At 64.0% G+C, this 26550-nt stretch carries 24 protein-coding genes; 19 read left to right on the forward strand and 5 right to left on the reverse strand.

Translation table 11 applies throughout. From position 1 onward, the window contains the following. Positions 1-5 precede the first annotated feature (5 nt). The 5 genes from EV674_RS11790 (at position 6) to EV674_RS11810 (ending at position 7369) form a co-directional block, all read left to right on the forward strand. Positions 6-1370, forward strand: coding sequence for a sulfate adenylyltransferase subunit 1 (locus EV674_RS11790; RefSeq protein WP_119013501.1), 1365 nt, complete (start codon positions 6-8; stop codon positions 1368-1370). A gap of 141 nt (positions 1371-1511) precedes the next feature. Next, complete coding sequence (gene fdxA, locus EV674_RS11795; RefSeq protein ID WP_119013502.1) at positions 1512-1841, forward strand: ferredoxin FdxA; 330 nt, start codon at positions 1512-1514, stop codon at positions 1839-1841. A 129-nt stretch (positions 1842-1970) separates the two neighbouring features. Further along, positions 1971-3047 (forward strand): NAD(P)/FAD-dependent oxidoreductase, encoded by a 1077-nt coding sequence (locus EV674_RS11800; protein WP_119013503.1) that lies wholly within the window; start codon positions 1971-1973, stop codon positions 3045-3047. Positions 3048-3215: 168 nt separating this feature from the next. After that, on the forward strand, positions 3216-6101 hold the full coding sequence (locus EV674_RS11805) for a bifunctional diguanylate cyclase/phosphodiesterase (protein WP_119013504.1): 2886 nt from the start codon (positions 3216-3218) through the stop codon (positions 6099-6101). Beyond that, entirely contained in the window at positions 6098-7369 is a 1272-nt protein-coding gene (locus EV674_RS11810; RefSeq protein WP_119013505.1) for a purine-cytosine permease family protein, read from the forward strand. The genes EV674_RS11805 and EV674_RS11810 overlap by 4 nt, the downstream gene beginning before the upstream one ends. A gap of 34 nt (positions 7370-7403) precedes the next feature. Here the strand turns inward: EV674_RS11810 and EV674_RS17415 are convergent, their stop codons facing one another. After that, entirely contained in the window at positions 7404-7562 is a 159-nt protein-coding gene (locus EV674_RS17415) for a hypothetical protein (protein WP_157983687.1), read from the reverse strand. 29 nt (positions 7563-7591) lie between these two features. Here EV674_RS17415 and EV674_RS11815 point away from each other — a divergent pair, with 29 nt between their 5' ends. Next, entirely contained in the window at positions 7592-8059 is a 468-nt protein-coding gene (locus tag EV674_RS11815) for an SH3 domain-containing protein (RefSeq protein ID WP_119013540.1), read from the forward strand. An 87-nt stretch (positions 8060-8146) separates the two neighbouring features. Here the strand turns inward: EV674_RS11815 and thiD are convergent, their stop codons facing one another. Continuing rightward, complete coding sequence (gene thiD, locus EV674_RS11820) at positions 8147-9001, reverse strand: bifunctional hydroxymethylpyrimidine kinase/phosphomethylpyrimidine kinase (protein ID WP_119013506.1); 855 nt, start codon at positions 8999-9001, stop codon at positions 8147-8149. Between the two features lie 288 nt (positions 9002-9289). On the opposite strand from thiD, the gene EV674_RS11825 reads away from it, so the two are divergent. From EV674_RS11825 to EV674_RS11840, 4 genes are read left to right on the forward strand one after another with little or no spacing between them, the layout of a single operon-like run. After that, entirely contained in the window at positions 9290-10378 is a 1089-nt protein-coding gene (locus EV674_RS11825) for an FAD-dependent oxidoreductase (protein WP_119013507.1), read from the forward strand. Positions 10379-10402: 24 nt separating this feature from the next. After that, entirely contained in the window at positions 10403-10600 is a 198-nt protein-coding gene (thiS, locus tag EV674_RS11830) for a sulfur carrier protein ThiS (RefSeq protein WP_119013508.1), read from the forward strand. Between the two features lie 16 nt (positions 10601-10616). Then, the gene (locus EV674_RS11835; protein ID WP_119013509.1) at positions 10617-11432 is read left to right on the forward strand and encodes a thiazole synthase; all 816 of its coding nucleotides are present in this window, start codon (positions 10617-10619) and stop codon (positions 11430-11432) included. Between the two features lie 8 nt (positions 11433-11440). Continuing rightward, the gene (locus EV674_RS11840) at positions 11441-12340 is read left to right on the forward strand and encodes a thiamine phosphate synthase (RefSeq protein ID WP_119013541.1); all 900 of its coding nucleotides are present in this window, start codon (positions 11441-11443) and stop codon (positions 12338-12340) included. A 47-nt stretch (positions 12341-12387) separates the two neighbouring features. On the opposite strand, the gene gph is transcribed toward EV674_RS11840, so the two are convergent. The 3 genes from gph to ompA all read right to left on the reverse strand — a co-directional run bounded on the left by gph (position 12388) and on the right by ompA (position 14513). Next, positions 12388-13056, reverse strand: coding sequence for a phosphoglycolate phosphatase (gene gph, locus EV674_RS11845; RefSeq protein WP_119013542.1), 669 nt, complete (start codon positions 13054-13056; stop codon positions 12388-12390). A 13-nt stretch (positions 13057-13069) separates the two neighbouring features. Continuing rightward, positions 13070-13780: a bifunctional 2-polyprenyl-6-hydroxyphenol methylase/3-demethylubiquinol 3-O-methyltransferase UbiG gene (gene ubiG, locus EV674_RS11850; RefSeq protein ID WP_119013510.1), complete on the reverse strand. Its 711-nt coding sequence runs from the start codon at positions 13778-13780 to the stop codon at positions 13070-13072. 85 nt (positions 13781-13865) lie between these two features. Continuing rightward, on the reverse strand, positions 13866-14513 hold the full coding sequence (ompA, locus tag EV674_RS11855) for an outer membrane protein OmpA (RefSeq protein ID WP_119013511.1): 648 nt from the start codon (positions 14511-14513) through the stop codon (positions 13866-13868). A gap of 224 nt (positions 14514-14737) precedes the next feature. On the opposite strand from ompA, the gene gyrA reads away from it, so the two are divergent. The 9 genes from gyrA (at position 14738) to lapB (ending at position 26455) form a co-directional block, all read left to right on the forward strand. Beyond that, positions 14738-17413 carry a DNA gyrase subunit A gene (gene gyrA / locus EV674_RS11860; protein WP_119013512.1) on the forward strand — a complete coding sequence of 892 codons (2676 nt, stop codon included), beginning with the start codon at positions 14738-14740 and terminating at the stop codon, positions 17411-17413. A gap of 104 nt (positions 17414-17517) precedes the next feature. Further along, the gene (serC, locus tag EV674_RS11865; RefSeq protein WP_119013513.1) at positions 17518-18627 is read left to right on the forward strand and encodes a 3-phosphoserine/phosphohydroxythreonine transaminase; all 1110 of its coding nucleotides are present in this window, start codon (positions 17518-17520) and stop codon (positions 18625-18627) included. Between the two features lie 14 nt (positions 18628-18641). Continuing rightward, on the forward strand, positions 18642-19739 hold the full coding sequence (gene pheA / locus EV674_RS11870; protein ID WP_119013543.1) for a prephenate dehydratase: 1098 nt from the start codon (positions 18642-18644) through the stop codon (positions 19737-19739). Positions 19740-19748: 9 nt separating this feature from the next. Then, a complete protein-coding gene (locus EV674_RS11875) occupies positions 19749-20633 on the forward strand; it encodes a prephenate dehydrogenase (protein ID WP_119013514.1) in 885 nt (294 codons plus the stop codon). After that, the gene (locus EV674_RS11880) at positions 20634-22658 is read left to right on the forward strand and encodes a bifunctional 3-phosphoshikimate 1-carboxyvinyltransferase/cytidylate kinase (RefSeq protein WP_119013515.1); all 2025 of its coding nucleotides are present in this window, start codon (positions 20634-20636) and stop codon (positions 22656-22658) included. A gap of 172 nt (positions 22659-22830) precedes the next feature. After that, on the forward strand, positions 22831-24516 hold the full coding sequence (rpsA, locus tag EV674_RS11885; protein ID WP_119013516.1) for a 30S ribosomal protein S1: 1686 nt from the start codon (positions 22831-22833) through the stop codon (positions 24514-24516). Between the two features lie 99 nt (positions 24517-24615). After that, positions 24616-24939: an integration host factor subunit beta gene (locus EV674_RS11890; RefSeq protein ID WP_119013544.1), complete on the forward strand. Its 324-nt coding sequence runs from the start codon at positions 24616-24618 to the stop codon at positions 24937-24939. 69 nt (positions 24940-25008) lie between these two features. Beyond that, the gene (locus tag EV674_RS11895; RefSeq protein ID WP_119013517.1) at positions 25009-25308 is read left to right on the forward strand and encodes a LapA family protein; all 300 of its coding nucleotides are present in this window, start codon (positions 25009-25011) and stop codon (positions 25306-25308) included. After that, positions 25298-26455, forward strand: a complete 1158-nt coding sequence (lapB, locus tag EV674_RS11900) for a lipopolysaccharide assembly protein LapB (protein ID WP_119013518.1) — start codon at positions 25298-25300, stop codon at positions 26453-26455. Before EV674_RS11895 ends, lapB begins: the two co-directional genes overlap by 11 nt. The last annotated feature ends 95 nt before the right edge of the window (positions 26456-26550 follow it).

Genomic DNA, 26550 nt, shown 5'->3' on the forward strand with positions numbered 1-26550 from the left:
AGAACATGAGCACTACGAATTCGATAGCTACCAGCGCGCATCCAGCGGGCGCTACGGGCACAAATGACCACATTTCTGCGCTGCGCTTCATCACCTGCGGCAGCGTGGACGACGGCAAAAGCACGCTGATTGGCCGCCTGCTGGTCGATAGCAAAGCTGTGCTGCAAGACCACCTGGCGGGCGTGCAGCGCCAGGGCGAAACCGATCTGGCGCTGCTCACCGATGGCCTCAGCGCCGAGCGTGAGCAGGGCATCACCATCGACGTGGCCTACCGCTACTTCGCCACCGAAGACCGCAAGTTCATCATTGGCGACGCGCCCGGCCACGAGCAGTACACGCGCAACATGGTGACGGCGGCCTCGCAGGCCGATGCGGCCGTGGTGCTGGTGGACGCCACCAAGCTCGACTGGCAGAACCCGCAGCTGCCCCTGTTGCCACAAACGCGCCGCCACAGCCTGCTGGTGCATTTGCTGCGCGTGCATTCGCTGGTGTTTGCCGTCAACAAACTCGACGCCGTGGCCGACCCCGAACTGGCCTGGAAGCACATCAGCGCCGCGCTGGAGCGCTTTGCCCAAGAGGCGGGCATTGCCGTACACACCACGGTGCCGGTGTCGGCGCTCAAGGGCTGGAACGTGGTCGATGCCCACAGCGGCTGGTGCGGCTACACCGGCCCGACGCTGCTGCAAATTCTGGAGCAGCTGCCCAACACGCCCACCGATGCGCATTTGCCGCTGGCCTTTCCGGTGCAGTGGGTGGAAAAGTTCCACGACTCTGCCGTCACCACGCAGGGGCGGCGCGTGTTCTGGGGCCGTATGGCCGCAGGCAGCGCCACCGTGGGCGCCGAGGTGCAAATCTTCCCCAGTGGCCAGAAGGCCGTGGTGGCCCAGGTGATTGACCACGCCCGCCGCGCAGGCAGCGTGGCTGCGGGCCTGAGCGCTGGCATCACCCTCGACCGCGAGGTGGACGTGTCGCGCGGCGACTGGATCGTGGCCGCCCCGGTGGCCGCTGCCGTGGCCGAAGACGACTTCGACACCCCCGCCGCCGCCAGCGCCTGGCCGGGGCGCAAAGAGCTGCCTGCCACCATCGCCTGGATGGACGACGAACCGCTGGTGGCCGGGCGCACCTACTGGGCGCTGCACGGCCACCGCTGGGTCAAGGCCAAGGTGCGCCGCGTGGTACACCGCCTCAACATCAATACGCTGGCCGAAGAAGACGCCACGCAGCTGGAGCCCAACGCCATCGGCCATGTCGAGCTGCTGCTGCAAGAAGCGCTGCCCGCTGCGCCGTTTGCCCAGGCGCGCGTGCTCGGTTCGCTGATTTTGGTGGACACGGCCAGCCACAAAACCGCTGCCGCCGTGCTGGTGAACTAGACCGGCGCAGCCAGTCGGCCCTCCTCTCGCGGCATGCCCTGCCCGCCATCCTCCCCACGCCGGGGAGGCCCTTGCCCTCCAACCCTCTGGTGAAAGCTTCTAAAATCGCGGGTTTTCACCGACCCTCTCAAAAGAAATCCCATGACCCACGTCGTTTCTGAAAACTGCATCAAGTGCAAATACACCGATTGCGTGGACGTGTGCCCGGTGGACTGCTTTGTTGAAGGCCCGAACATGCTGGTCATCAACCCCGACGAGTGCATCGACTGCGCCGTCTGCGTGCCCGAGTGCCCGGCCAATGCCATCTTTGCCGAAGAAGACCTGCCCCCAGCCGAATTGGCCTTCATCAAGATCAACGCCGACCTGACCAACGCTTCGGGCTGGAAAGCCATCACCAAGCGCAAGGCCGCCCTGCCCGACGCCGACGCCTGGAACGGCCAGCCCGGCAAAATCAAAGACTTGCAGCGTTAAGGCGCTGGCAGTGGGGCGCAGCGCCCCCGCCGGGTGGCTGCTGCGCCACTGGCCCGGCGCCCCCAGCGCTGCGGCTGCCTGCCCACCACCCCTGGCCCACTTCCCTCTGGGCGCACCCTGGCCCCGCCTGTGAACACTTCCTACTCCCCACCCACCGCCCCTGAGCCCATCGCCACCGATGCGGTGGTGATTGGTGCCGGGCCGGTGGGCTTGTTCCAGGTGTTCCAGCTGGGCTTGCAGGGCCTGCGCGCCCACGTGATAGATGCCCTCCCCCACGCGGGCGGCCAGTGCGCGCAGCTGTACGCGGACAAACCCATTTACGACATCCCCGCCGTGCCCGTGTGCAGCGCGCGCGAGCTGGTGCAGCGCCTGGAGCAGCAGGTGGCGCCGTTTGCGCCGCAATGGCATTGGGGCGATCTGGTCAGCAGCGTGGCCGTGCAGGCCGATGGGCGCTTGCTGGTCGGCACCGGCCAGGGCACGCAGCTGCTGGCGCGCGCGGTGTTCATCGCTGCGGGCGTGGGCGCTTTTGTGCCCCGGGCGCTGAACCTGCCCGGACTGGACGCCTTTGTCGGCACGCAAGTGCACTACCACCTGGACGACGCTGCCGCGCTGGCTGGCCAGCACGTGGTGGTACACGGTGGCGACGAGGCCGCTGTGCAGCAAGCCATCGCTTGCGCCAGCGCCCCCGAGGCCCTGCGCCCTGCCCGCACCACGCTGCAACACCGGCGCGACGTGTTCGACGCCCCGCCGTCCGTGCTGGCGCAGTTGCAGGCGCTGCGCGAGGCCGGGCGCATCGCCGTAGCGGTGGGCCAAGCCACCGGCATCGAAGAAGACGCTGGCCGCCTGCGCGCCCTGGCGCTGCTGGCCCCCGATGGCAGCAGCCAGCGCCTGGCCCTGGATGTGCTGCTGGTGCGCCTGGGCCTGGCCGCGCGGCTGGGGCCACTGGCCGACTGGGGCCTGGCACTGGAGCGCAAGCAGCTGGTGGTGGAGCCCGCCACCTTCAGCACCAGCGTGCCGGGCATTTACGCTGTGGGTGACATCGCCAGCTACCCCGGCAAGCGCAAGCTCATCGTCTGTGGCTTTCACGAAGCCACGCTGGCCGCCTTTGCCTGCGCCGAGCGCCTGGCCCAGCACAAAGTGCCCCTCGAATACACCACCAGCAGCACCCGCCTGCAACAGCGCCTGGGCGTGGCACCAGCGCCCTGAACCCTTCAAAAAAAGGAGCATCCTGCGCACGCTGCGCGGGCCTTACAGCCTTTTTTTGATGCAAAACAAGCTTTCATGGTGCTGGTACAGCAGTTTGTTTGCCCGCACTGGGCCAGAACCCTGTGCCATGCCACCTAAAATCCGCAGCACTAATTTGGGCCCCCCTTGATGCGCTTGTCTGCCAACGAAACCACTATGCCTCGGCTGCACCTGATTGGCACCCTGGGCCTGGTACTGATCGTCACGCTGGCCATGGCGGGATTTTTCTCGTGGCAGAACATCCAGGAGCAGCGCGCCTCGCTGGGGCGGGTGGAAGCAGCCGTCAGCCAGGAACAAAAAGCGCGCCTGACGGCAGAAATGCAGTCCGCCACCGACTACCTGGAATTCGTGCGCCAGCGCACCGCCAGCGTGCTGCGCCGCAGCGCCGTCGAGCAGGTGGACATGGCGATGCAAATGGCACAGGCCATCCACGCGCGCGAATCGGGCAAGCGCCCGGCCCAGGAGGTGCAGCGCCTGATCGTCGAGGCCCTGCGCCCGATGCGTTTTTTTGATGGCCGGGGCTACTTCTTCATTGACGACATGCAAGGCCGCTTTGTGCTGCTGCCCACAGGCCCCGAGTTTGAGGGGCGCAACGGCATCGACAACCAGGACGACACCGGCCACTACATCATGCGCGGACTCATCGAGGCGGCGCGCAAACCCCAGGGCGAGGGTTTTTCCAGCTACCGCTGGTACCGGCCAGACGCCCCCAAGCAAATGGCCGAAAAACTGGCCTACGTGCGCCGCTTCGAGCCCTACGACTGGCTGATCGGCACGGGCGACTACCTTTACGAATGGGAAAACCGACAACAGCAAGAGGCCCTGGGGCGCCTGCGCTCCCTGCGCTTTGGTGCCAGCGGCCACATTGGCCTGCTCAGCAGCGATGGCCGCTCACTGCTCAGCCCCAGCAACGCCGCGCTGGAGGGGCTGCTGCCGCGCCAGATGCCAAGCCATGCGCGCAAAGCCCTGGAAACATTGCAAGCCACGGCCCAGGCGGGCGGCGGCTTTGTGGAGTACGACTGGCCGCGCACCGACGCCACCGCCGCCGCAGCCTCTGAACCCGTCATGGGCCGCAAAACCGCCCTGGTCAGCACCTACGCCCCCTGGGGCTGGGTGCTGGTGACCAGCATGTTCAATGACGAACTGCGCCCCATGATGGACGCAGAGCGCCAGGCCCACGAGCAAGGCAGCACCGAACGCCGGGTGCGCCTGGCGCTGGTGCTGCTGGCTGCGCTGGCGCTGGGCGTGGCCGGTTCGTTCGCGTTTTCGCACTGGTCGCGGCATTTGTTTCTGCGCTACCACCGCGAGCTGCAAAACGCCCAGGCCAACCTGCGCATCGCCGCCATTGCCTTTGAGTCGCAGGAAGGCATTTTTGTCACCGACGAGCACCACACCATCTTGCGCGTCAACAGCGCCTTCACCGAGATCACCGGCTTCAGTGCCACCGAAGCCATTGGCGCCACACCAGCGATGTTGCGCTCGGGCAAACACGGCCCCGAGTTTTACGCCGCCATGTACGAATCCATCCGCACCAGCGGCGCCTGGAGCGGCGAGGTCTGGAACCGGCACAAAAGCGGCGCCATTTTTCTGGAGTGGCTGACCATCACCGCCGTGCAGACCGAAGACGGCAAGGTCACGCACTACGTCAGCACCCTGACCGACATCACCCAACGCAAGGCCGCCGAGGACGAAATCCGCCACCTGGCCTTCTACGACCCCCTGACGCGGTTGCCCAACCGGCGCCTGCTGCTCGACAGGCTGCACCAGGCGCTGCTGACGAGCCGGCGCACCCGGCGCCAGGGCGCGCTGATGTTCATCGACCTGGACAACTTCAAGCTCATCAACGACACCATGGGCCATGACAAGGGCGACATGCTGCTGCAGCAAGTGGCCCAGCGCCTGGTGGCCACCGTGCGCCAGGGCGATACCGTGGCGCGCCTGGGCGGCGACGAGTTTGTGGTGGTGCTGGAGAACCTCAGCCCCCAGTCCCACGAGGCGGCCAAGCAGGCCGAGGTGGTGGCCGAGAAAGCCCTGCTCAGCCTGGCCCAGCCCTGCCTGCTGGCGGGCATCGAGGTGAAAAACTCTTGCAGCATCGGCGTGGTGCTGTTCACCGACGACAACGCCAACGCCGACGACCTCATGAAGCACGCCGACCTGGCCATGTACCAGGCCAAAGAGGCCGGGCGCAACACCTTGCGCTTTTTTGACCCCGAAATGCACGCCGCCGTGGTCAAGCGCGTGGCCCTGGAAAAAGACCTGCGCAAGGGCCTGCGCGAGGGCCAACTGGTACTTTATTACCAGGCCCAGGTGGATGCCCTGGACCGGGTACTGGGCGCAGAAGCCCTGGTGCGCTGGCACCACCCGCAACTGGGCATGATCTCGCCCGGCGACTTCATCCCGCTGGCCGAAGACAGCGGCCTCATCCTCCCACTGGGCCAATGGGTGCTGAACGCCGCCTGCGAGCAGCTGGCCCGCTGGGCACAGGTGCCCGCCCACGCCGCGCTGACGCTGGCCGTCAACGTCAGTGGCCGCCAAATGCACCAACCCGACTTTGTCGCCCAGGTGCTGGAGACGCTGGAGCGCACCGGCGCCAACCCACGGCGCCTGAAGCTGGAGCTGACCGAAAGCCTGCTGCTGGACAACCAGGAAGACGCCATCACCAAAATGACCGCCCTGAAAGCGTATGGCGTGGGCTTCTCGCTGGACGACTTTGGCACCGGCTACTCCTCACTGGCCTACCTGCGCCGCCTGCCCCTGAGCCAGCTCAAGATCGATGGCAGCTTTGTCCACGACCTGGTCAATGAGCCCCGGGCCACCGCCATTGTCCGCACCATCGTGACCCTGGCCGACAGCCTGGGTCTGCAAGTGATTGCCGAAGGCGTAGAGACGCCCGAGCAGCGCGATTGCCTGGCACGCAATGGCTGCCACACCTGCCAGGGCTATTTGTTTGGCCGCCCCGGGCCAGTAGAAGCCCTGAACATTTACGACACCGCCCCTGCGGCAACCCCGGCATGACCCTTTCCACTTCCCCCACCAACGAGGCGCTGGCCCCCATCGCGGCGCAACAGCGCGTTTTTGGCTGGCACGACCATGCCGCGCTGTGGTTCAGCCTGGGCGTGGGCCTGCTGGTGATGCAGGTGGGCGCCTACCTGGTGCCCGCCCTGGGCACCCAGGAGGCGCTGCTGGCCATCGTGGTCGGCTCCCTGCTGGGCGCGGGCCTGCTGGGCTGGGTGGCAAAAATAGGCTGCGACAGCGGCCTGGCCAGCGCAGGGCTGATGCACGCCGTGTATGGCCGCAGCTTTGCCCGCCTGCCCATCCTGCTCAACATCGTGCAATTGCTGGGCTGGGGCACGTTTGAGCTGGTGGTGATGCGCGATGCCACCGTGGCCATTGGCCGCCAGTCGGGCCAGCTGCTGGCAGCGTACTGGCCGGTGCTGGCCACGCTGCTGTGGGGCGGTGTGGTGGTGGCGCTCATCAGCGGCTCCATGGTGCAGCTGGTGCGCCGCACCATTGCGCGCGTGGCCTTGCCGCTGGTGGTGCTGTCGTTGCTGTGGCTGAGCTGGCAATTTGTGGCACTGGCACAAACGCAGGGCCTGGAGCAGCTCTGGCAACGCCGGGGTACGGGCGGCATGGGCGTGCTGCCCGCGCTCGACCTGGTGATTGCCATGCCCATCAGCTGGCTGCCGCTGGTGGCCGATTACGCCCGCCACGGCACCAGTGGCCGCGCGGCACTGCGCGGCACCTGGGCGGGCTATGCGCTGGCCAACATCTGGTGCTATGCGCTGGGCGTGCTGGTAGCCCTGACGCTGCCCAGCAAAGACCTGGTCACGGCGCTGCTGCTGGCGCAAGGCGGGCTGATTGCGCTGTCGCTGATCCTCATCGACGAGGTGGACAACGCCTATGGCGACACCTACTCGGGCGCTGTCTCGGCCCACAGCCTGCAACCGCGCTGGAGCGTGCGCCAATGGGGCGTGGGCGTGGCGCTGGTGTGTACGCTGCTGGCGCTGGTGCTGCCCATGCACAGCCTGGAGCCGTTTTTGTTGCTGCTCAGTTCGGTGTTTGTGCCGCTGTTTGGCGTGATCCTGGGGCGCCTGGCCTTTGGCGCCAACGCCAGCGCGCTGCTGGCGCAAGCCCGCCAAGCCCATGCCGTACCAATTGCACTGTGGCTGGCGGGCATCGCGTTCTACCACCTGGTGCCGCGCTTTGCGCCCGCGCTGGGCTCGGCCCTGCCCACGCTGGCGCTGTGCTTTGCCTTGGCGTTTTTCAGCCGCTCGCGGGGGTGACCCCGGCCCACCACAGGCTGCGTACCCACAAAAATCAATCAAAAAGAATAGCTGCTTGCGCATGCCGTACAAAGCTTTCAGGCTTAAAAGTGCCTGAAACCAGCACCCAGTAAGCGCGACTAGCTCTTTTTTCTAGAGCAATGCCCGGAACTTCGTTACCACAGGCCTGTCGCACAGGCGGCGCAAGTTCCATATTTTTTTGATAGGAGTGATGTTCCCGTGCTGTCTTTGACCCACCGACTCTCGCAAACTTTTCTCGCCCTGGGGCTGGCTGCCGGCGCTGTGTTCTCCAGCATCAGCGCAGCCCAGGCCCAGGAATTTGTCAGCATCAAAACCACCACGGCGCATGTGCGCGAGAAGCCCGCAGCGCGCGCGCCCTCGCTGTGGGAGCTGGGTGCAGGCTACCCGCTGCAAGTGACGCAGCGCAAAAACGGCTGGCTGCGCGTGAAAGACCACGAGGCCACGCTGGGCTGGGTACACGCACCGCAAACGCACAAAAAGCCCCACATGGTCATCACCGCACGCAGCGCCCAATTGCGCGCCGGGCCGGGCACGCAACACAAGCCACTGGCCAAGCTCGACCAGCACGAGGTGGTGCGCACCCTGAAAAAATCCGGCGACTGGGCCCAGGTGCAGCGCGAGGGTGGCCAAAAAGGCTGGATTTCGCGGCGCCTGGCCTGGGGCTGGTAAAGCGCAGGCGGCTGCGCTGGCAGCCGAGGCAGTGCTCTGGGCATTGCGCCGATGCGATGCCCATCCCTGCGCGCCAGAGCGCGTTTTTCAGCTGCGCACCACGCGCTGCGCCAGTGGTGCGTAGCCGTGGTTGAGCGGGCCGTGGCCCTGGCCGGTGCGCACATCGGCACCAGCGGCAATCGCGCCCAGGATGTAAGAGCGCGCCTGCTCCACAGCCTGGGGCAGCGGCAAGCCCAGCGCCAGGTGGCAGGCAATGGCCGACGACAGCGTGCAACCCGTGCCGTGGCCGTTGTGCGTGGCAATGCGCGGCGACTGCAAGCGCAGGCGACCGCCACCGGCCAGCGCCAGCACATCGGTCACGGTATCGCCGGGCAGGTGCCCGCCTTTGAGCAGCACGGCGGGCGCGCCCAGCGCCAGCAAGGCGGTGGCGGCCTCGTCCAGCGCATCGGCGCCGTCAATGGCACGGCCCAGCAGCAGCGCCGCCTCGTCCAGATTGGGCGTGACCACGGTGGACAGCGGAAACAGCTCCTGCACCAGCACCTCCACGGTGTCTTGCGCCATCAGGCGGTCGCCGCTGGTGGCCACCATCACGGGGTCCAGCACCACCTGCAACATCTGGTGGCGGGCAATGGCTTTGACCACCACACGCACCACGTCGGGCGTGTGCAGCATGCCGATCTTGACGGCATCGACGCCAATGTCCTCGGCCACGGCGTCGATCTGGGCGCGCAGCATATCCACCGGAATGCCGTGAATGGCGCGCACACCCAGCGTGTTTTGTGCGGTGATGGCGGTGATGGCGGTCATGCCGTAGCAGCCCAGCGCGCTGAAGGTTTTGAGGTCGGCCTGGATACCGGCGCCGCCGCCGCTGTCCGAGCCAGCAATCGACAGTACGCGGGCATAGCGCGCCAGCGCGGGGGCGTTCAAAGGGGAAGGTTTCATGCCGGGGAAGTCTCCGAAATTGCAGCCATGGCACATGGTCGGGGCGACATTGTGGCCTATGCGCAAGGTCAAAACCGGTGCGGGCCGCTTGTGCTGTAATTCCGGCCAGGACGAAACAGGGGTGTCTGCACCAATGGGGTGCGGACTGAGAAACACCCTGGGGCCGTTTGCAAAGCGCCATGGCGCCCAGGCCCCGTTACCCGATCCAGGTCATGCTGGCGTGGGGAGTTTCACAGCACTGGCGCTTGCCCGTTTTGTCCGCGTACACCCCACAGACGGACAACGTTGATGATCTCTCACCCTTCCTCCTTTGCCATTTTGGGCGCTGGCCTCATGGGCAGGCTGCTGGCGCTGGCCTTGGCGCGCGCTGGCCACCGCGTCAGTCTCTACGACCAGCAAGGCGCTGACGCGCAGGGCAGCGCCGCACGGGTGGCTGCGGCCATGCTGGCGCCGCTGGCCGAATCGGCCGTCACCGAGCCGGGTGTGGTGCGCATGGGCGAACATGCTCTGGTGCGCTGGCCGCAGTTGCTGGCGCAGTTGCCAGAGCCCGTGTTCTTCCAGCAAAACGGCACCCTGGTGGTCTGGCACCGCCAGGACGCCGTCGATGCTGCCCGGCTGCGCTTGCAGTTTGAAACCACCCGCACCACCGTGCCCACGCTGCCCGCCATGGAGGCGCTGGGCAGTGATCGCCTGACCACACTGGAGCCCGCCCTGGCCGGGCGCTTTGCCCAGGGCATGTACCTGCCCGGCGAGGGCCAGCTTGACAACCGGCAACTGCTGGCCGCGCTGACGCACGCACTGGTGCAAGCGGGCGTGACCACACACTGGAACACCCCGCGCGAAGTGACCGACTTTGCCCCAGGCACAGCGGGCCAACCCGACTGGCTGCTGGACTGCCGGGGCCTGGGTGCGCGCCACCAGTGGAGCGCGCTGCGCGGTGTGCGCGGTGAAGTCGTGCGCGTACACGCCCCCGAAGTGACCTTGCAGCGCCCCACGCGGCTGGTACACCCGCGTTACCCCATCTACATCGCGCCCAAGGAAGACCACCTGTTCGTCATCGGCGCCACCGAGATCGAATCGGACGACCTCTCGCCTGCCAGCGTGCGCTCGGCACTGGAGCTGATGAGCGCGGCCTATGCCGTGCATTCGGGCTTTGCCGAAGCACGGATTGTGGAAATCGCCACCCAGTGCCGCCCCACCCTGCCCGACAACCTGCCCGCCGTGCGCCAGAGCGCACCGCGCGTGCTCGAAATCAACGGTCTGTACCGGCACGGCTTCATGATTGCGCCTGCCATGCTCGATGTGGTGTTGCAGCTGCTGTCCACCGGACAATCACCGCTGGCCGCCACCTTTGATTTGTCAGTGCAGTTGCTCTGACGCTATCTGCACCTTTGAATTGCCATGCACATCACCATCAACCAGCAACCCCACGACCTGCCTGACGGCGCTACCGTGGCCGATGCCGTGGCGGCCATTGCCGCCAAACCGCCCTTTGCCGTGGCCGTAAACACGGTTTTTGTGCCCAGCGCCCAGCACGCGCAGCATGCGCTGCACACGGGCGACCGGGTGGAAGTGATCTCTCCCGTTACTGGCGGCTAAAGCGCCGCGCCTTGCCATGAACCCATCTTCTGTTGTTGACGACGCCCTGGTCTTGTACGGCCAGACTTTCCAGAGCCGCCTGCTGCTGGGCACGGCGCGCTACCCCTCGCCCGCCACGCTCAAAGCTGCCGTGCAGCGCGCCCGGCCCGCCATGGTCACGGCATCGCTGCGCCGCCAGGGCAGCAACCCGGCGGAAAGCGGCCACAGCTTCTGGGAACTGCTGCGCGAACTGGCCGTGCCGGTACTGCCCAACACCGCTGGTTGCCACAGCGTGCAAGAAGCCATCACCACCTCGCACATGGCGCGCGAGGTGTTCAACACGCCATGGATCAAGCTCGAACTGATCGGCGACGATTACACGCTGCAACCCGACACGCTCAACCTGGTGCAGGCTGCCGAGCAATTGATTCGCGACGGCTTTTACGTGCTGCCCTACTGCACTGAAGACCTGGTGCTGTGCCAGCGGCTGGTGGACGTGGGCTGCCAGGCCGTCATGCCCTGGGCGGCGCCCATCGGCACCGGGCGCGGCCCGGTCAACCCGTATGCACTGCAACTGCTGCGCCAGCGGCTGAATGTGCCCATGCTGGTGGATGCAGGTTTGGGCCTGCCATCGCACGCCTGCCAGGTCATGGAGTGGGGCTATGACGGCGTGCTGCTGAACACTGCCGTGGCGCTGGCCCAAGACCCGGTGGCCATGGCCGGTGCCTTTGCCGATGCCGTGCAGGCAGGCCGCAGCGCCCGCCGCGCCGGCGCCATGCAAGCCCAGGATACCGCCCAACCCAGCACACCCGTGCTGGGCACGCCGTTCTGGCACCACGACCAGCCCGCATGAAAGCGCCCATGACCGACATAGCCACCCTGCTGGCCCAGGACATCGTGCGCGAGCACACCGCCACATTCGCGCCCTGCACCGCACAGCCCGTGCCCGAGAGCATGGAAACCGCCCCCGTGTACCGTGCGGCGCTACAAGCGTGCAGCGCACTGGGCTTTATCGCCGCTGACGCCCAGTGCCTGGCCCGGGCCTGGCAAGCGCGCTTTGAGCGCACCAGAAGCGCAGATACCAGCCACTGGCCCGATGCGCCGCAAGACTTTGGCTTGCAAGCGCAGCCGCATCCGCAGGCTTTTGCCCCCTGCCCACAGGCACTGGGGTTGTACGCCGTGCTGCCCGATGCCAACTGGGTAGGCCGTATGGCGCGCGCTGGCGTACCCACGGTACAGCTGCGCTTCAAAAGCGAGGATGCCGCTGCCATCGCCCGCGAAGTGCGCGCTGCCGTGCAAGCGGTGCAAGGCACCAACGCACTGCTGTTCATCAACGACCACTGGCAAGAGGCGCTGGCTGCTGGTGCCTACGGCGTGCATCTGGGCCAGGAAGACCTGGATGCCCTGGCTCCCGAGGCACTGGTCATGCTGCGCGCCTCAGGGGTGCGCCTGGGCGTGAGCACCCACGGCTACGCTGAAATGCTGCGCGCCGACGCCGTGGGCCCCAGCTACATCGCCATAGGGGCCGTGTTTCCGACCACGCTCAAACGCATGGCCACAGCACCGCAGGGGTTGGCGCGCTTGGCTGCTTATGCCCGGCTGATGCAGGCGTATCCGCTGGTGGCCATTGGTGGCATTGCGGCCGAGCACTTTGCCCAAGTACGTGCCACGGGCGTGGGCTCGATTGCCGTGGTGCGGGCACTGGTCAATGCCGCTGACCCGGAAGCGGCAGCAGCCCAACTGCTACAGGCCATGGGCTGACGGCAGGGCCAACACCCCGCGCCACCGCACGACGCGGTGGTGGCTGGTCAAAGAGTGCCGCCCAACAGCGGCAGCAGCGCCAGCGGTGCATCAATCACGCTGTGGGCACCCCACGCGGCCACATCGCTTTGCGCGCCCAGGTAGCCATAAGTAGCGGCCACGGTGGCCATGCCAGCGGCACGGCCCGCCACGATGTCACGCTCATCGTCACCCACATAAATGCAGTGCGCCGGGGCTATGCCCAGCCGCTGCGCGGCTTCCAGCAGCGGCGCTGGGTGGGGTTTGGCGTGGGGCGTAGTGTCGCCGCTGATGACCGTCATGGCCGAGGCAAAGGTGGGAATGGCGCGCACCAGCGGATCGGTGAAACGGGCAGACTTGTTGGTCACCACACCCCAGGGCAGTTGCTGCGCCTGTAGCTGCGCCAGCAGTTCGGCCACACCCGCAAAAATGCGCGTGTGCTGCGTCATACGGGACTCGTAGTTGGCGAAAAACTCTTCCCGATACAGCGCAAACTCGGCGTGGTCTGGCGCCATGCCAAAAGCGATATCGAGCATGCCCCGCGCCCCGGCACCGGCCATAGGCCGGTAAGCAGCCAAAGGCAGAGGGGGCAGGCCGCGATCGGTGCGCATTTTGTCGGCGGCAGCACCCAAGTCGGGGGCACTGTCAATCAGCGTGCCATCCAGATCGAACAGCACCGCGCGAATATCCTGGAACATGGCAGGCACCCTCTCAGCCCAGGCGGCGGGTGGCGAACAAATAGTTCACGCTGGTATCGGCACTCAACCAGTAGCGCTGGGTGATCGGGTTGTACTCCAACCCCCGCGTGTGCAGCAAATCCAGCTCGGCAGCGCGGCAACTGGCGGCCAGTTCACTAGGGCGGATGAACTTGGCGTATTCATGTGTACCCCGGGGCAGCATATTCAATACATATTCCGCACCCACGATGGCAAACAAAAACGACTTCAGGTTGCGGTTGATGGTGGAGAAAAACACCCAGCCCCCCGGTTTGACCAGCGCAGCGCAGGCACGCACCACGGAGTCCGGGTCAGGCACGTGCTCCAGCATTTCCATGCAGGTGACCATATCAAAGCTGCCGGGCTGCTCCTGCGCCAGAGTCTCTACGCTGACTTCGCGGTATTCAATATCTGGCGTTTGCGCCTCCAGCGCGTGCAACTGGGCCACACGCAGCGCCTTCGTGGACAAATCAATGCCCGTGACCTGCGCCCCTTTGCGCGCCATGGCATCGGCCAGAATGCCGCCGCCACAACCCACGTCCAGCACCCGCTGGCCTTGCAACGGCGACAAACCGTTGATCCACTCCAGACGCAAAGGGTTGATCTGGTGCAACGGACGAAATTCGCTCTCCGGATCCCACCAGCGATGGGCCAGGTCGGAAAACTTGGCCAGTTCGGCCGGATCGGCATTGACAGTCTGATTCATGGGAATGATTTTCCAGCAATGGGAACAATAGTGCGGAGCCATAAAAAAAGCCCCGTCGCCGGGGCTTTTTTGGTGCAACCAAGAATTACTTGGCAGCGGCGCGGGTACCGACCACTTCGATTTCAACGCGGCGGTTCTTAGCGCGACCTTCTTTGGTCTTGTTGTCGGCGACAGGCTGCTTTTCGCCCTTGCCTTCGGTGTAAACGCGGTTCTTTTCGATGCCCTTGGACACCAAGTAAGCCTTCACGGCTTCAGAACGACGCACCGACAGCTTCTGGTTGTAAGCATCAGAGCCCACGGAGTCAGTGTGACCCACGGCAATGATGACTTCCAGGTTCACATCCTTGACCTTGGAGATCAGGTCATCCAACTTGGCCTTGCCTTCGGGCTTGAGCACAGCCTTGTCGAAGTCGAAGAATGCGTCTGCGGCGTAAGTCACCTTGCTGGCCACGGCAGGAGCGGGTGCTGCTGCGGGGGCAGGTGCTGCTGCGGGAGCAGGTGCTGCTGCGGGAGCAGGTGCTGCTGCAGGTGCAGCTGCGGCCAGAGCGCCGTCACAGCCAGGAGCGGCCGTGGCAGGAGTCCAGTTGGCATCGCGCCAGCACAGTTCGTTGGTACCGTTCTTCCAGACCAACTCGCCGGAACCGTTTTTCCAGTTGTCGATAGTCTGTGCGCCAGCGGCGGTTGCGAGCGCTGCAGAGGCAAACAACATCGCCACTTTATTCAGTTTTTTCATGGTTCTCCTCTTGGGGAAAAAGCCGCAGCCGCGCTGCGAATCAATGACGTCGTCGGTGACCACCACCAAAAACGTTGATTTGATTGTGCCATACGTAACAGGGCAGCAATGCCGCTGCAAGGCCGCTAGTCGCAGGACGGGTGCGCATTTGCACGGATATGTTGCGCGGTCGCTACATCGGCTTGCGCCTAAAATGAACCTCCCTTGCTGTATCCGCCATCCCCATGACCCAGTTCGCCAAAGAAACCCTACCTATCAGCCTCGAAGAAGAGATGCGCCGCAGCTATCTCGACTACGCCATGAGCGTGATTGTGGGTCGGGCACTGCCGGATGCACGCGATGGCCTCAAGCCAGTGCATCGGCGGGTGCTGTTTGCCATGCACGAGCTCAACAACGACTGGAACCGACCTTATAAGAAGTCTGCCCGTATCGTTGGTGATGTGATCGGTAAGTACCACCCCCACGGCGATAGCGCGGTGTACGACACCATCGTGCGCATGGCGCAAGATTTCTCGCTGCGCCACATGCTGGTCGATGGCCAGGGCAACTTTGGCTCGGTCGATGGCGACAGTGCCGCCGCCATGCGCTACACCGAAATCCGCCTGTCAAAAATCGCCCACGAGATGCTTGGCGACATCGATAAAGAAACCGTCGATTTCGGCCCCAACTACGATGGCAGCGAAAAAGAGCCGCTGGTACTGCCCAGCAAGCTGCCCAATTTGCTGGTCAACGGATCGTCCGGCATTGCTGTCGGCATGGCCACCAATATTCCCCCGCACAACCTGAATGAAGTGGTGGACGCCTGCCTGCACCTGCTGGCGCACCCCGAGGCATCCATTGACGAACTGATGGAAATCATTCCGGCGCCCGACTTTCCCACCGCCGGCATCATTTACGGCATCAATGGCGTCAAAGACGGCTACCGCACAGGCCGTGGCCGGGTGATCATGCGGGCCAAGTGCCATTTTGAGGATATTGACCGCGGCCAGCGCCAAGCCATCATCGTTGATGAGCTGCCCTACCAGGTCAATAAAAAGACGCTGCAAGAGCGCATGGCCGAGCTGGTGCACGAGAAAAAGATCGAAGGCATCAGCCACATTCAGGACGAGTCCGACAAGTCTGGCATGCGCCTGGTGATTGAGCTCAAGCGCGGCGAAGTCCCCGAGGTAGTGCTGAACAATCTGTATAAGCAGACGCAGCTGCAAGACACCTTCGGCATGAACATGGTCGCGCTGATTGAGGGGCAGCCACGCCTGTGCAACCTCAAGGATTTGATCGAAGTCTTTTTGCAGCACCGCCGCGAAGTGGTCACACGCCGCACGGTGTTTGAACTGCGCAAGGCGCGCGACCGGGGCCACGTGCTGGAAGGCTTGGCCGTGGCGCTGGCCAATATCGATGATTTCATCGCCATCATCCGCAACGCCCCCACGCCACCCGTGGCCAAGACCGCACTGATGGGCAGCACGTGGGACAGCAAGCTGGTGCGCGAGATGCTTACCCGCACCCGCCAGGATGGCGGCGTGGTAAACGCCGATGACTACCGCCCCGAGGGACTGGAAGCGGAATTCGGCATGGGCCAGGACGGCCTCTACCGCCTGTCGGAAACGCAGGCCCAGGAAATTTTGCAGATGCGCCTGCAACGCCTCACTGGGCTGGAACAAGACAAGATCGTTGCCGAATACAAGGATGTGATGGCAGTCATCGAAGACCTGCTCGACATCCTGGCCACACCCGAGCGCGTCTCCACCATCATTGGTGAAGAGCTGGGGACCATCAAACAGGAGTTTGGCCAGCACAAGCTGGGCACACGCCGCAGCCTGGTCGAATACAGCGCCCAAGACCTCTCTACCGAAGACCTGATCACGCCCACCGACATGGTGGTCACGCTCAGCCACACGGGCTACATCAAGAGCCAGCCCCTGTCTGAATATCGCGCGCAAAAGCGCGGCGGGCGCGGCAAGCAGGCCACGGCGACCAAGGAAGACGACTGGATCGACCAGCTCTTCATTGCCAACACGCACGACTACATCCTGTGCTTTTCCAACCGGGGTCGCCTGTACTGGCTCAAGGTCTGGGAAGTGCCAGCCGGTTCGCGTGGCTCGCGCGGTCGCCCCATCGTCAACATGTTTCCGCTGCAAGACGGGGAAAAAATCAACGTCGTGCTGCCGCTCACTGGCGACATGCGCACCTTCCCATCGGACCATTACGTGTTCATGGCCACCCGCATGGGCACGGTCAAGAAAACTGCGCTGGCCGAGTTCTCCAACCCGCGCAAAATCGGCATCATCGCCATCAAGCTCGATGAAGGCGACCAGCTGATCGGCGCTGCCATCACCGACGGCCAGCACGACGTGATGCTGTTCTCTGACGGCGGCAAGGCCGTGCGCTTTGACGAAAACGATGTGCGCGCGTTGGGTCGCGACACCCGCGGCGTGCGCGGCATGATGCTCGAAGAAGGCCAGGGCGTGATCGCCATGCTGGTGGCGCAAGACGAGCAGCAGAGCGTGCTCACGGCCACTGAAAACGGCTACGGCAAACGCACCGGCATCGCTGAATACACCCGCCATGGCCGTGGCACCAAGGGGATGATCGCCATCCAGCAATCCGAGCGCAACGGCAAAGTGGTGGCCGCCACGCTGGTGCATGCCGACGACGAGATCATGCTCATCACCGATCGGGGCGTGCTGGTACGTACCCGGGTGGCCGAGATCCGTGAACTGGGCCGTGCCACACAAGGCGTGACGCTGATTGCACTGGACGAAGGCGCCAAGCTCAGCGGCCTGCAACGCATCGTCGAAAACGATGCCAACGCAGCCGACACCAGCGCCAGCGACTGCACAGAGCCCCCCGAGAACGCAGACAGCGCTTCCGCAGCGCCCACCGCCCCCCCCGAGGCCTGAGCCAGCCAGTGGCGCTGCACCTGAGCAGCGCTGCTTTTTACTATTAAATTAATAGCTACTAGCGCCCGATACACAAGGGCTATAGCCTGATTTGACCTTAAAAAATGCAACGTCCTTATAACTTTTCTGCGGGCCCTGCGGCCATTCCTGCCGAGGTTTTGGAACAAGCTGCGGCTGACATGCTCGACTGGCACGGCTGCGGCATGGGCGTGATGGAGATGAGCCACCGCGGCAAGGAATTCATCTCGATCTACGAGCAGGCCGAAAGCGACCTGCGCGAGCTGCTGGCAGTGCCAGAGCACTTCAAGATTTTGTTCATGCAAGGCGGCGGTCTGGCAGAAAACGCCATCGTGCCGATGAACCTCTCTCGCGCGGCCACAGTGGACTTTGTCGTTACTGGCAGCTGGAGCCAGAACTCGCAAAAAGAGGCGCGCAAGTACGCCTCGGAAGTCAACGTGATTGCATCGGGCAAGGACAGCCACTTCACCACCCTGCCCGACCCGGCCTACTGGCAACCCAGCCGGGGCGCCAGCTACCTGCACATCTGCACCAACGAAACCATCCATGGCGTTGAATTTCACGAGCTGCCTGACCTCAAGGCCCTGGGGGTTGATGCGCCGCTGGTGATTGATTTTTCGTCGCACGTCGCCTCGCGCCCGGTGGACTGGTCGCGCGTGGGCCTGGCCTTTGGCGGTGCGCAAAAAAACATCGGGCCAGCGGGCTTGACCATCGTGGTCGTGCGCGAAGACCTGTTGGGCCACGCACTGACCATCTGCCCCAGTGCGTTTGACTACAAAATCGTGGCCGAGCACCAATCCATGTACAACACCCCACCCACCTGGGGCATCTACATGGCGGGCCTGACATTCCAGTGGCTCAAACGCCAGCGCGAAGGCGAAGCCAGCGGCGTGGCCGCCATGGAACTGCGCAACATCGCCAAGGCACAGCTGCTGTACAACGCCATCGACCAGTCAGGCTTTTACGTCAACAAAGTGGCAGCCAACTGCCGCTCGCGCATGAACATCCCGTTTTTCCTGCACGACGAAAGCCGCAACGATGCCTTCCTGGCGGGCGCCAAGGCCCGTGGCCTGCTGCAACTCAAAGGCCATAAATCGGTGGGCGGGATGCGCGCCAGCCTCTACAACGCCATGCCACTCGAAGGCGTACAGGCGCTGGTGAGCTACATGCGAGAATTTGAACAGCAGCACGCATGACCCAGGCCCCTCTGATGAACACGCCCCACACCTCTCCCGATCTCTCCAGTCTGCGCGTACAGATCGACAACATTGACCAGCAATTGCTGACCCTGCTGAATCAGCGCGCGCTGGTGGCAGAGCGCGTCGGCGAGGTCAAAAAGCGCGAAGGCACGCCCTTTTTCCGGCCCGACCGCGTTGCGCAGGTCATTGAAAAAATCCAGACAGCCAACCCCGGGCCGCTGAAGAATGCCCATGTCACCGCCATCTGGCGCGAGATCATGTCGGCCTGCCTGGCGCTGGAGTCACCCCAGCGGGTGGCTGTACTGGGCCCCGAAGGCACGTTCTGCGAACAGGCCGCCGTCGAATACTTTGGCGGCGCTGCCGACCTGATGTACTGCGCCAACTTTGACGAGGTGTTCCACGCCACGGCAGCGGGCAGCGCGCAGTTTGGCGTGGTCGGCGTGGAAAACTCCACCGAAGGCGTGGTCACGCGGTCGCTGGACATGTTCTTGCACACGCCCTGCCATGTGGTGGGCGAGGTCAGCCTGCTGATCCGGCACAACCTGCTGCGCCAGACCAACACGCTCGATGGCATTGAAGCCGTGCTGGCCCACCCGCAGGCACTGGCACAGTGCCAGGCCTGGCTGTCCAAGCACCTGCCCCACGCCGAGCGCCGCCCCGTCTCCAGCAACGCCGAGGGCGCGCGCCTGGCGGCCACCAACCCGGCTTGGGCAGCACTCTCAAGCGAGCGTGCCGCACAGCAGTTTGGCCTGCACATCGTCTCGCACGCCATCCAGGACGATGCCTACAACCGCACCCGTTTTGCCATCATCTGCCTGCCGCACACCTTGCAGACGCCACCGCCCTCCAGCAAAGACTGCACCAGCTTGATTGTTTCCGTACCCAACCACCCCGGTGCGGTACACGATCTGCTGGTGCCGCTCAAGCGCCACGGCGTCTCGATGACGCGCTTTGAGTCGCGCCCGGCACGCACCGGCCAGTGGGAGTATTACTTCTACATCGACATCGACGGCCACCCCAGCCAACCCCACGTCAGCGCCGCGCTGACCGAGCTGCGGGCGCTGTGCGCTTTTTACAAAGTTCTGGGCACCTACCCTGTAGCGCCTTGAGGAAACCGCATGTTTGAACAACTCGGCCTGATTGGCTGCGGCCTGATGGGCGGCTCGTTTGCGCTGGCGCTCAAGCGCGCTGGCCTGGTACAGCGCGTGGTGGGCTACAGCAAATCTCCTTCCACCACCGACCGCGCCCGCCAGATGGGTGTGATTGACGTCGAGGCCCCTTCGGCCCTGCTGGCAGTAGCGGGCGCCGACATCGTGCTGCTGGCCGTGCCTGTATCGGCCACCGAAGCCACGCTCAAAGCCATCAAACATTTGGTCACGCCCAATATGCTGGTCATGGATGTGGGTTCCACCAAAACCGATGTGGTGCAGGCGGCGCGGCGTGCGCTGCGCGATCAGGTTGGATCGTTCGTTCCGGCCCACCCCATCACGGGCCGCGAGGTTTCGGGCGTCGAACACGCCGAGGCGGACTTGTACAGTGGCCGCCAGGTCATTCTCACGCCCATTGAGCGCACACTCACGGCGCAGCTGAAAAAAGCCGAAGAAGTCTGGACTGCACTGGGCTGCCGCGTCTCCAGCATGTCGCCAGAATCCCACGATGAGGCATTTGCCGCCATCAGCCACTTGCCCCACCTGCTGGCTTTCGCCTTCATCAATGGCCTGGCGGGCCAATCGCAGGCCGATACGTTCTTGTCTTTGGCTGGCCCGGGGTTTCGGGATTTCACCCGCATTGCCGGTGGCGAGCCCAAAATCTGGCGCGATATCTTTCTGGCCAACCGTGAAGAACTCCTGACCCAATCGCAGCTGTTCCAACAGGCTTTGCAGCGCCTGGAGCACCTGGTGCGCAGCGACGATCCACAAGCCCTCGAAGACATGCTCACCCTGGCCAGCGAAACCCGCACCCACTGGCGCATGGGCGCACAACGCACCAGCAAAGGCCGCTGAATGTTCAGCACACCGTTTCTCGATATTCCCGCCTTGAGCGGCGCTGCTGGCAGCGTGCGCCTGCCCGGCTCCAAGAGCATCTCCAACCGCGTGCTGCTACTGGCCGCCCTGAGCCACGGCACCACCACCGTCCACGACCTGCTGGCCTCGGACGACACCCGCGTCATGCTGGACGCACTCAAAGCCTTGGGCTGCGGCGTCGAAGAAGAAGGCACGCAAGCGCGCATTACCGGCCTGGGCGGGCGCACACCGCAGTCGCCCGCAGCACTGTTTCTGGGCAATGCCGGCACGGCCATGCGCCCGCTGACAGCCGCGCTGGCACTGCTGGGCGGCGAGTTCACGCTCAGCGGCATCGCGCGCATGCACGAGCGCCCGATTGGCGACCTGGTGGACGCCCTGCGCCAGCTGGGCTGCCAGATCGACTACCTGGGTCAAGATGGCTACCCGCCGCTGCGCATCGCCCACGCCACGGGCGTGCCGCCGCTGCAACTGGGGCAACCGATCCGTGTGCGTGGCGATGTCTCCAGCCAGTTTCTCACCGCCTTGCTCATGGCCCTGCCGCTGGCAGCCACTGAGCAGGATGTGGTCATCGAAGTGGTGGGCGAACTGATCTCCAAGCCCTATATCCACATCACCTTGCAACTGCTGGAGCGCTTTGGCATCTGCGTGGCGCACGACCAGTGGCAACGCTTCACCATTCCGGCGGGCAGCCGCTATCAGTCGCCCGGCGACATCCACGTTGAAGCAGACGCCTCTTCTGCTAGCTATTTCATAGCTGCTGGCGCAATTGCAGCGGGCGCTGAAGGCCAAAATGGCATCAAAATTCTGGGCGTGGGGCTGGATTCGATCCAGGGCGATATCCGCTTTGTGGATGCGGCCCGTGCCATGGGCGCGCACATCACCGGCGGCCCCAACTGGCTACAGATTGAACGCGGCCAGTGGCCCCTGAAGGCCATTGACCTCGACTGCAACCACATCCCCGACGCCGCCATGACGCTGGCGGTGATGGCGCTGTACGCCCAAGGTACCACCGTGCTGCGCAACATTGCCAGCTGGCGCGTCAAGGAAACCGACCGCATCGCCGCCATGGCCACCGAGCTGCGCAAACTCGGCGCTACCGTGGAAGAAGGCGCCGATTTCATCCGCGTGGCACCACCAGCCTCTGTAGCTAACTGGAAGGCTGCCAGTATCCACACCTACGATGACCACCGCGTGGCCATGTGTTTTTCGCTGGCAGCATTCAACCCGGCGGGCCTGCCAGTGCGCATCGAAGACCCGCAGTGCGTGGCCAAAACCTTCCCGGATTACTTTGAAGCGCTGTTTTCGGTGGTGCGCGCAGAGCAAATCCCCGTCATCTGCCTTGATGGCCCCACGGCCTCGGGCAAAGGCACGGTGGCCGCCCGGGTGGCGCAGCAACTGGGCTACCACCTGCTCGATTCGGGCGCGCTCTACCGCATCGTGGCACTGGCTGCGCGGCGTGCTGGCCTGCCGCTGGATGCCAGTGCCGAAGCGGCCATTGCCGACCTGGCGCAACAGCTGGCCATTCGTTTCGAAGGCGACCGGGTGCTGCTGGCCAGCGAAGACGTGACCGAAGCCATTCGCACCGAACAAGCGGGCATGGACGCCTCCAGCGTATCGGTGCTGCCAGCGGTACGCACCGCACTGGTGGCGCTGCAACACAGCTTTCGCCGCCTGCCCGGCCTGGTCGCCGATGGCCGGGACATGGGCACCGTGATTTTTCCGGACGCACCACTGAAGGTGTTTCTCACGGCCAGCGCAGCGCAGCGCGCCCACAGGCGGCATGCGCAGTTGCTGTCCAAAGGCATTTCGGCTAACATTGCCGACCTTCTTGCAGACCTTGAGGCGCGCGACGCACGGGATATGTCCCGCAGCACAGCTCCCTTGCAGGCCGCACAAGATGCGCTGGCACTGGACAGCACACAGCTCACGGCAGATCAAACCGTGGGCCAAGTGTTTGAATGGTGGCAGCAACAACAGCCTTTCACCCCCGGGGTGCAGAGCTGAAAACGGGGCGCTAAACCCCACCGGCCCACACTGCCTCCCACCGCGCGCCTGCGCACAGACAGTGTGGTTCTTGTCACTTAACCTGCGGCACCGCCGCACAGCAAACCACCACCGACAGCCTTTGAAACTGCGCCATCGTGCCGCAGTAAACCTGTCAGTGGCAAGGAAACACATGTCAGAATCTTTTGCCGCCCTTTTTGAAGAATCCCTGCAGCGTACCGAAATGCGCCCTGGCGAGGTCATCACCGCCGAAGTCGTGCGCGTGGAACACAGCTTCGTCGTCGTGAACGCTGGCCTCAAGTCTGAAGCCTACGTACCGCTGGAAGAATTCAAAAACGATCAGGGCGAAGTCGAAGTTCAAGTGGGCGATTTCGTCTCCGTGGCCATCGGCTCGATCGAAAACGGTTACGGCGACACCATCCTGTCGCGTGACACCGCCAAGCGCCTGGCCTCCTGGCTGGCCCTGGAAAAGGCCCTGGAATCCGGCGAATTCGTCACCGGCACCACCAGCGGCAAGGTCAAGGGCGGCCTGACCGTTCTGGTCAACGGCATCCGCGCATTCCTGCCCGGTTCGCTGATCGATACCCGTCCGATCAAGGATCTGACGCCGTACGAAAACAAGACCATGGAATTCAAGGTCATCAAGCTGGATCGCAAGCGCAACAACGTGGTGCTGAGCCGCCGCGCTGTGGTGGAAGCCTCCATGGGCGAAGAGCGCGCCAAGCTGATGGAAACCCTGAAGGAAGGCTCCATCGTTCAAGGCGTGGTCAAGAACATCACCGAATACGGTGCGTTCGTGGACCTGGGCGGCATCGACGGCCTGCTGCACATCACCGACATGGCATGGCGCCGTGTCCGTCACCCCTCCGAAGTGGTCACTGCCGGCCAGGAAATCACCGCCAAGATCCTCAAGTTCGACACCGAGAAAAACCGTGTCTCTCTGGGTCTCAAGCAAATGGGTGACGATCCATGGATGGGCGTGTCGCGCCGCTACCCACAAAGCACCCGCCTGTTCGGCAAGATCACCAACATCGCCGACTACGGCGCGTTTGTTGAACTCGAACCCGGTATCGAAGGCCTGGTGCACGTTTCCGAAATGGACTGGACGAACAAGAACATCGCTCCTTCCAAACTGGTCACGCTGGGCGACGAAGTCGAAGTCATGGTTCTCGAAATCGACGAAGACAAGCGCCGCATCAGCCTGGGCATGAAGCAGTGCAAGGCCAACCCTTGGCAAGAATTCGCACAAAACACCAAGCGCGGCGACCGCGTCAAGGGCCCGATCAAGTCGATCACCGACTTCGGCGTGTTCGTGGGTCTGGCTGCTGGTATCGACGGCCTGGTGCACTTGTCTGACCTGTCGTGGAACGAAGCGGGCGAAGCCGCTGTCCGCAATTACAAGAAGGGCCAGGAAGTCGAAGCCATCGTGCTGGCCGTGGACGTGGATCGCGAACGCATCTCCCTGGGCATCAAGCAGCTCGACGGCGACCCGTTCACCACCTTCGTGACCGTGAACGACAAGGGCCAGACCGTGACCGGCAAGGTCAAGACCGTGGACGCCCGTGGCGCTGAAATCGATCTGGGTGAAGACATCATCGGTTACCTGCGTGCTTCGGAAATCTCCCGCGACCGCGTGGAAGATGCCCGCAACGTGCTCAAGGAAGGCGACGAAGTCACTGCCGTGGTGGTCAATGTGGATCGCAAGACCCGCAACATCCAGTTGTCGATCAAGCAAAAGGACATGGCCGACGAACAAGGCGCCATGGCCAGCCTGAGCCAACAAGCCAGCCGCGAAAGCGCCGGCACCACCAGCCTGGGCGCCCTGCTGCGCGCCAAGCTGGACAACTCCGACAAGTAAGTAACGCCTTGTTCGGTTGAATATGGGCCGGGTGGGTGCGCAAGTGCCCACCCGGCCCATATGTCCATCAGAACCCAGTTCATGCCCTTGCAGGAATCCATGACCCGATCAGACCTCGTTGAAGAGCTTGCGGCCCGCTTTGGTCACATCACGCACCGTGATGCAGAACACGCTGTCAAAACCATTCTGGATGCCGTGAGCGAAGCCCTGGTTCGCGGGAACCGTATCGAAATTCGTGGTTTTGGCAGTTTCTCTGCCAACACCCGCCCTCCCCGGATGGGTCGCAATCCGCGCAGCGGTGAGGCCGTTGCCATTCCCTCCAAGCGGGTCCCCCACTTCAAGCCCGGCAAAGCTTTGCGTGAGGCCGTCGATCACCGCACGACCGATGCCACCTACCGTGCCACGACGGCATCTGCCGACTGACGACCACGGGCCAACATACGCCATCCCCAGTGCGGCGACACTAAAATCTCCGCGTCATAAAGGGGATGCATGAAATACCTTCTGTGGCTGCTCAAGGCAGCCATTTTTTTTACCCTGTTTGCTTTTGCCCTGAATAACCAGCAAGACGCCACCGTGCATTTCTTCTTTGGCACGCAATGGCGTGCTCCGCTGGTGCTGGTGGTGTTGTCGGCTTTTGCCGTGGGCGTAGCCGTGGGTGTACTGGGCATGGTGCCGCGTTGGTGGATGCACCGCAGCGCAGCGCGCCGCACGGCACATGCAACCCCACCCACACCGGCTCCGGGAACCCCTTCTGGCACAGAAGCTGCCCCCCCATCCCATGGAATTTGATATTGGCTGGATACTGCTGGGCTTGCCCCTGGCCTTCATGCTGGGTTGGCTGGCATCGCGGTTCGATCTGCGCCAGCTGCGCGCTGAAAACCGCCGTGTGCCCCAGGCCTATTTCAAGGGCCTGAACTTCCTGCTCAACGAGCAGCAAGACCAGGCCATTGACGCCTTTATCGAAGCAGTGCAAAGCGACCCCGACACCTCGGAACTGCACTTTGCCCTGGGCAACCTGTTTCGCCGCAGGGGTGAATACGACCGGGCCGTGCGCGTCCATGAGCACCTTTTGTCGCGCGGCGACTTGAGCGACAAAGACCGCGATCGTGCGCAACACGCCCTGGCACTGGACTTTCTGAAAGCAGGTTTGCTGGACCGCGCGGAAGCGGCCTTGCAACGCCTGGAAGGAACTGCTTTTGAGAGCCAGGCACGCCTGGCGCTGCTGGCCATCCATGAGCGCTCACGCGACTGGCCCCTGGCAACCGCCATCGCACAAAAAATGCAGCAATCCCAGCAAGGTGATTTCAGTACCCGGCAGGCGCACTACCTGTGTGAACAAGCGCAAACCCAAATAGCAGAACAGGATTGGGACGGTGCCACCCAGCGCTTGCAGCAGGCACTGCAAACTGCGGCGCAAGCACCCCGCCCCCGCATTGAACTGGCCAAGCTGCAACTGCGCCTGGGCCAAGCCCCTGAAGCGGTCGCCACCCTCACGGCCATGGGCAGTGAAACGCCCCATGCCCTGCCTCTGGCAGCAGCGCTGCTGGCGCAAGCCGCCCAGGCCGCCGGACAGGAGCGGCAGGTACTGCATTTCCTGTGCCAACACTATGAAAATGCCCCCTCACTGGATGTTCTGGACAGTATCGTAGCCCTCGAGCCATTGGCAGGCAGTGCCCCCCTCCAAGGTCGGATGTGGTATGCCCACCATCTGAAAAAGGAACCCTCGCTGGTGGCTGCTGCCAAATGGATTGCTGGCGAGGCGCTGGAGCACCCACAGTTCCAGCCCCAGGTACAACGTGCCCTGGACCACGCCGCCCAGCCCCTGACCCGCTACCGCTGCGCTGCCTGTGGTTTTGAGGCGCGCCAGCATTTCTGGCAATGCCCAGGGTGCCAGACCTGGGACAGCTACCCTGCGCGCCGCATCGAAGAACTCTGATGCTCCAGTCAGCGCCGCGCAGCAAAACAGCCGCAACGGAGCGGCCCAGGGTGAACGTTATGATGCTTCGGCGGCACTGGCGCCGCGCCTCACTT

The sequence above is a fragment of the Simplicispira metamorpha genome, assembly GCF_004341365.1.
Classification (GTDB): domain Bacteria; phylum Pseudomonadota; class Gammaproteobacteria; order Burkholderiales; family Burkholderiaceae_C; genus Simplicispira; species Simplicispira metamorpha.

What these genes read in the sequence shown, in the direction of transcription:
- EV674_RS11890 (WP_119013544.1), top strand. Translation starts at nt 24,616, where the DNA reads ATGACCCGATCAGACCTCGTTGAAGAGCTTGCGGCCCGCTTTGGTCAC.
- pheA (WP_119013543.1), top strand. Translation starts at nt 18,642, where the DNA reads ATGAACACGCCCCACACCTCTCCCGATCTCTCCAGTCTGCGCGTACAG.
- serC (WP_119013513.1), top strand. Translation starts at nt 17,518, where the DNA reads ATGCAACGTCCTTATAACTTTTCTGCGGGCCCTGCGGCCATTCCTGCC.
- fdxA (WP_119013502.1), top strand. Translation starts at nt 1,512, where the DNA reads ATGACCCACGTCGTTTCTGAAAACTGCATCAAGTGCAAATACACCGAT.
- EV674_RS11840 (WP_119013541.1), top strand. Translation starts at nt 11,441, where the DNA reads ATGACCGACATAGCCACCCTGCTGGCCCAGGACATCGTGCGCGAGCAC.
- EV674_RS11810 (WP_119013505.1), top strand. Translation starts at nt 6,098, where the DNA reads ATGACCCTTTCCACTTCCCCCACCAACGAGGCGCTGGCCCCCATCGCG.
- EV674_RS11880 (WP_119013515.1), top strand. Translation starts at nt 20,634, where the DNA reads ATGTTCAGCACACCGTTTCTCGATATTCCCGCCTTGAGCGGCGCTGCT.
- EV674_RS17415 (WP_157983687.1), bottom strand. Translation starts at nt 7,562, where the DNA reads ATGGAACTTGCGCCGCCTGTGCGACAGGCCTGTGGTAACGAAGTTCCG.
- thiS (WP_119013508.1), top strand. Translation starts at nt 10,403, where the DNA reads ATGCACATCACCATCAACCAGCAACCCCACGACCTGCCTGACGGCGCT.
- EV674_RS11835 (WP_119013509.1), top strand. Translation starts at nt 10,617, where the DNA reads ATGAACCCATCTTCTGTTGTTGACGACGCCCTGGTCTTGTACGGCCAG.
- EV674_RS11875 (WP_119013514.1), top strand. Translation starts at nt 19,749, where the DNA reads ATGTTTGAACAACTCGGCCTGATTGGCTGCGGCCTGATGGGCGGCTCG.
- thiD (WP_119013506.1), bottom strand. Translation starts at nt 9,001, where the DNA reads ATGAAACCTTCCCCTTTGAACGCCCCCGCGCTGGCGCGCTATGCCCGC.
- EV674_RS11805 (WP_119013504.1), top strand. Translation starts at nt 3,216, where the DNA reads ATGCGCTTGTCTGCCAACGAAACCACTATGCCTCGGCTGCACCTGATT.
- ubiG (WP_119013510.1), bottom strand. Translation starts at nt 13,780, where the DNA reads ATGAATCAGACTGTCAATGCCGATCCGGCCGAACTGGCCAAGTTTTCC.
- gyrA (WP_119013512.1), top strand. Translation starts at nt 14,738, where the DNA reads ATGACCCAGTTCGCCAAAGAAACCCTACCTATCAGCCTCGAAGAAGAG.
- EV674_RS11895 (WP_119013517.1), top strand. Translation starts at nt 25,009, where the DNA reads ATGAAATACCTTCTGTGGCTGCTCAAGGCAGCCATTTTTTTTACCCTG.
- ompA (WP_119013511.1), bottom strand. Translation starts at nt 14,513, where the DNA reads ATGAAAAAACTGAATAAAGTGGCGATGTTGTTTGCCTCTGCAGCGCTC.
- EV674_RS11825 (WP_119013507.1), top strand. Translation starts at nt 9,290, where the DNA reads ATGATCTCTCACCCTTCCTCCTTTGCCATTTTGGGCGCTGGCCTCATG.
- EV674_RS11790 (WP_119013501.1), top strand. Translation starts at nt 6, where the DNA reads ATGAGCACTACGAATTCGATAGCTACCAGCGCGCATCCAGCGGGCGCT.
- rpsA (WP_119013516.1), top strand. Translation starts at nt 22,831, where the DNA reads ATGTCAGAATCTTTTGCCGCCCTTTTTGAAGAATCCCTGCAGCGTACC.
- lapB (WP_119013518.1), top strand. Translation starts at nt 25,298, where the DNA reads ATGGAATTTGATATTGGCTGGATACTGCTGGGCTTGCCCCTGGCCTTC.
- gph (WP_119013542.1), bottom strand. Translation starts at nt 13,056, where the DNA reads ATGTTCCAGGATATTCGCGCGGTGCTGTTCGATCTGGATGGCACGCTG.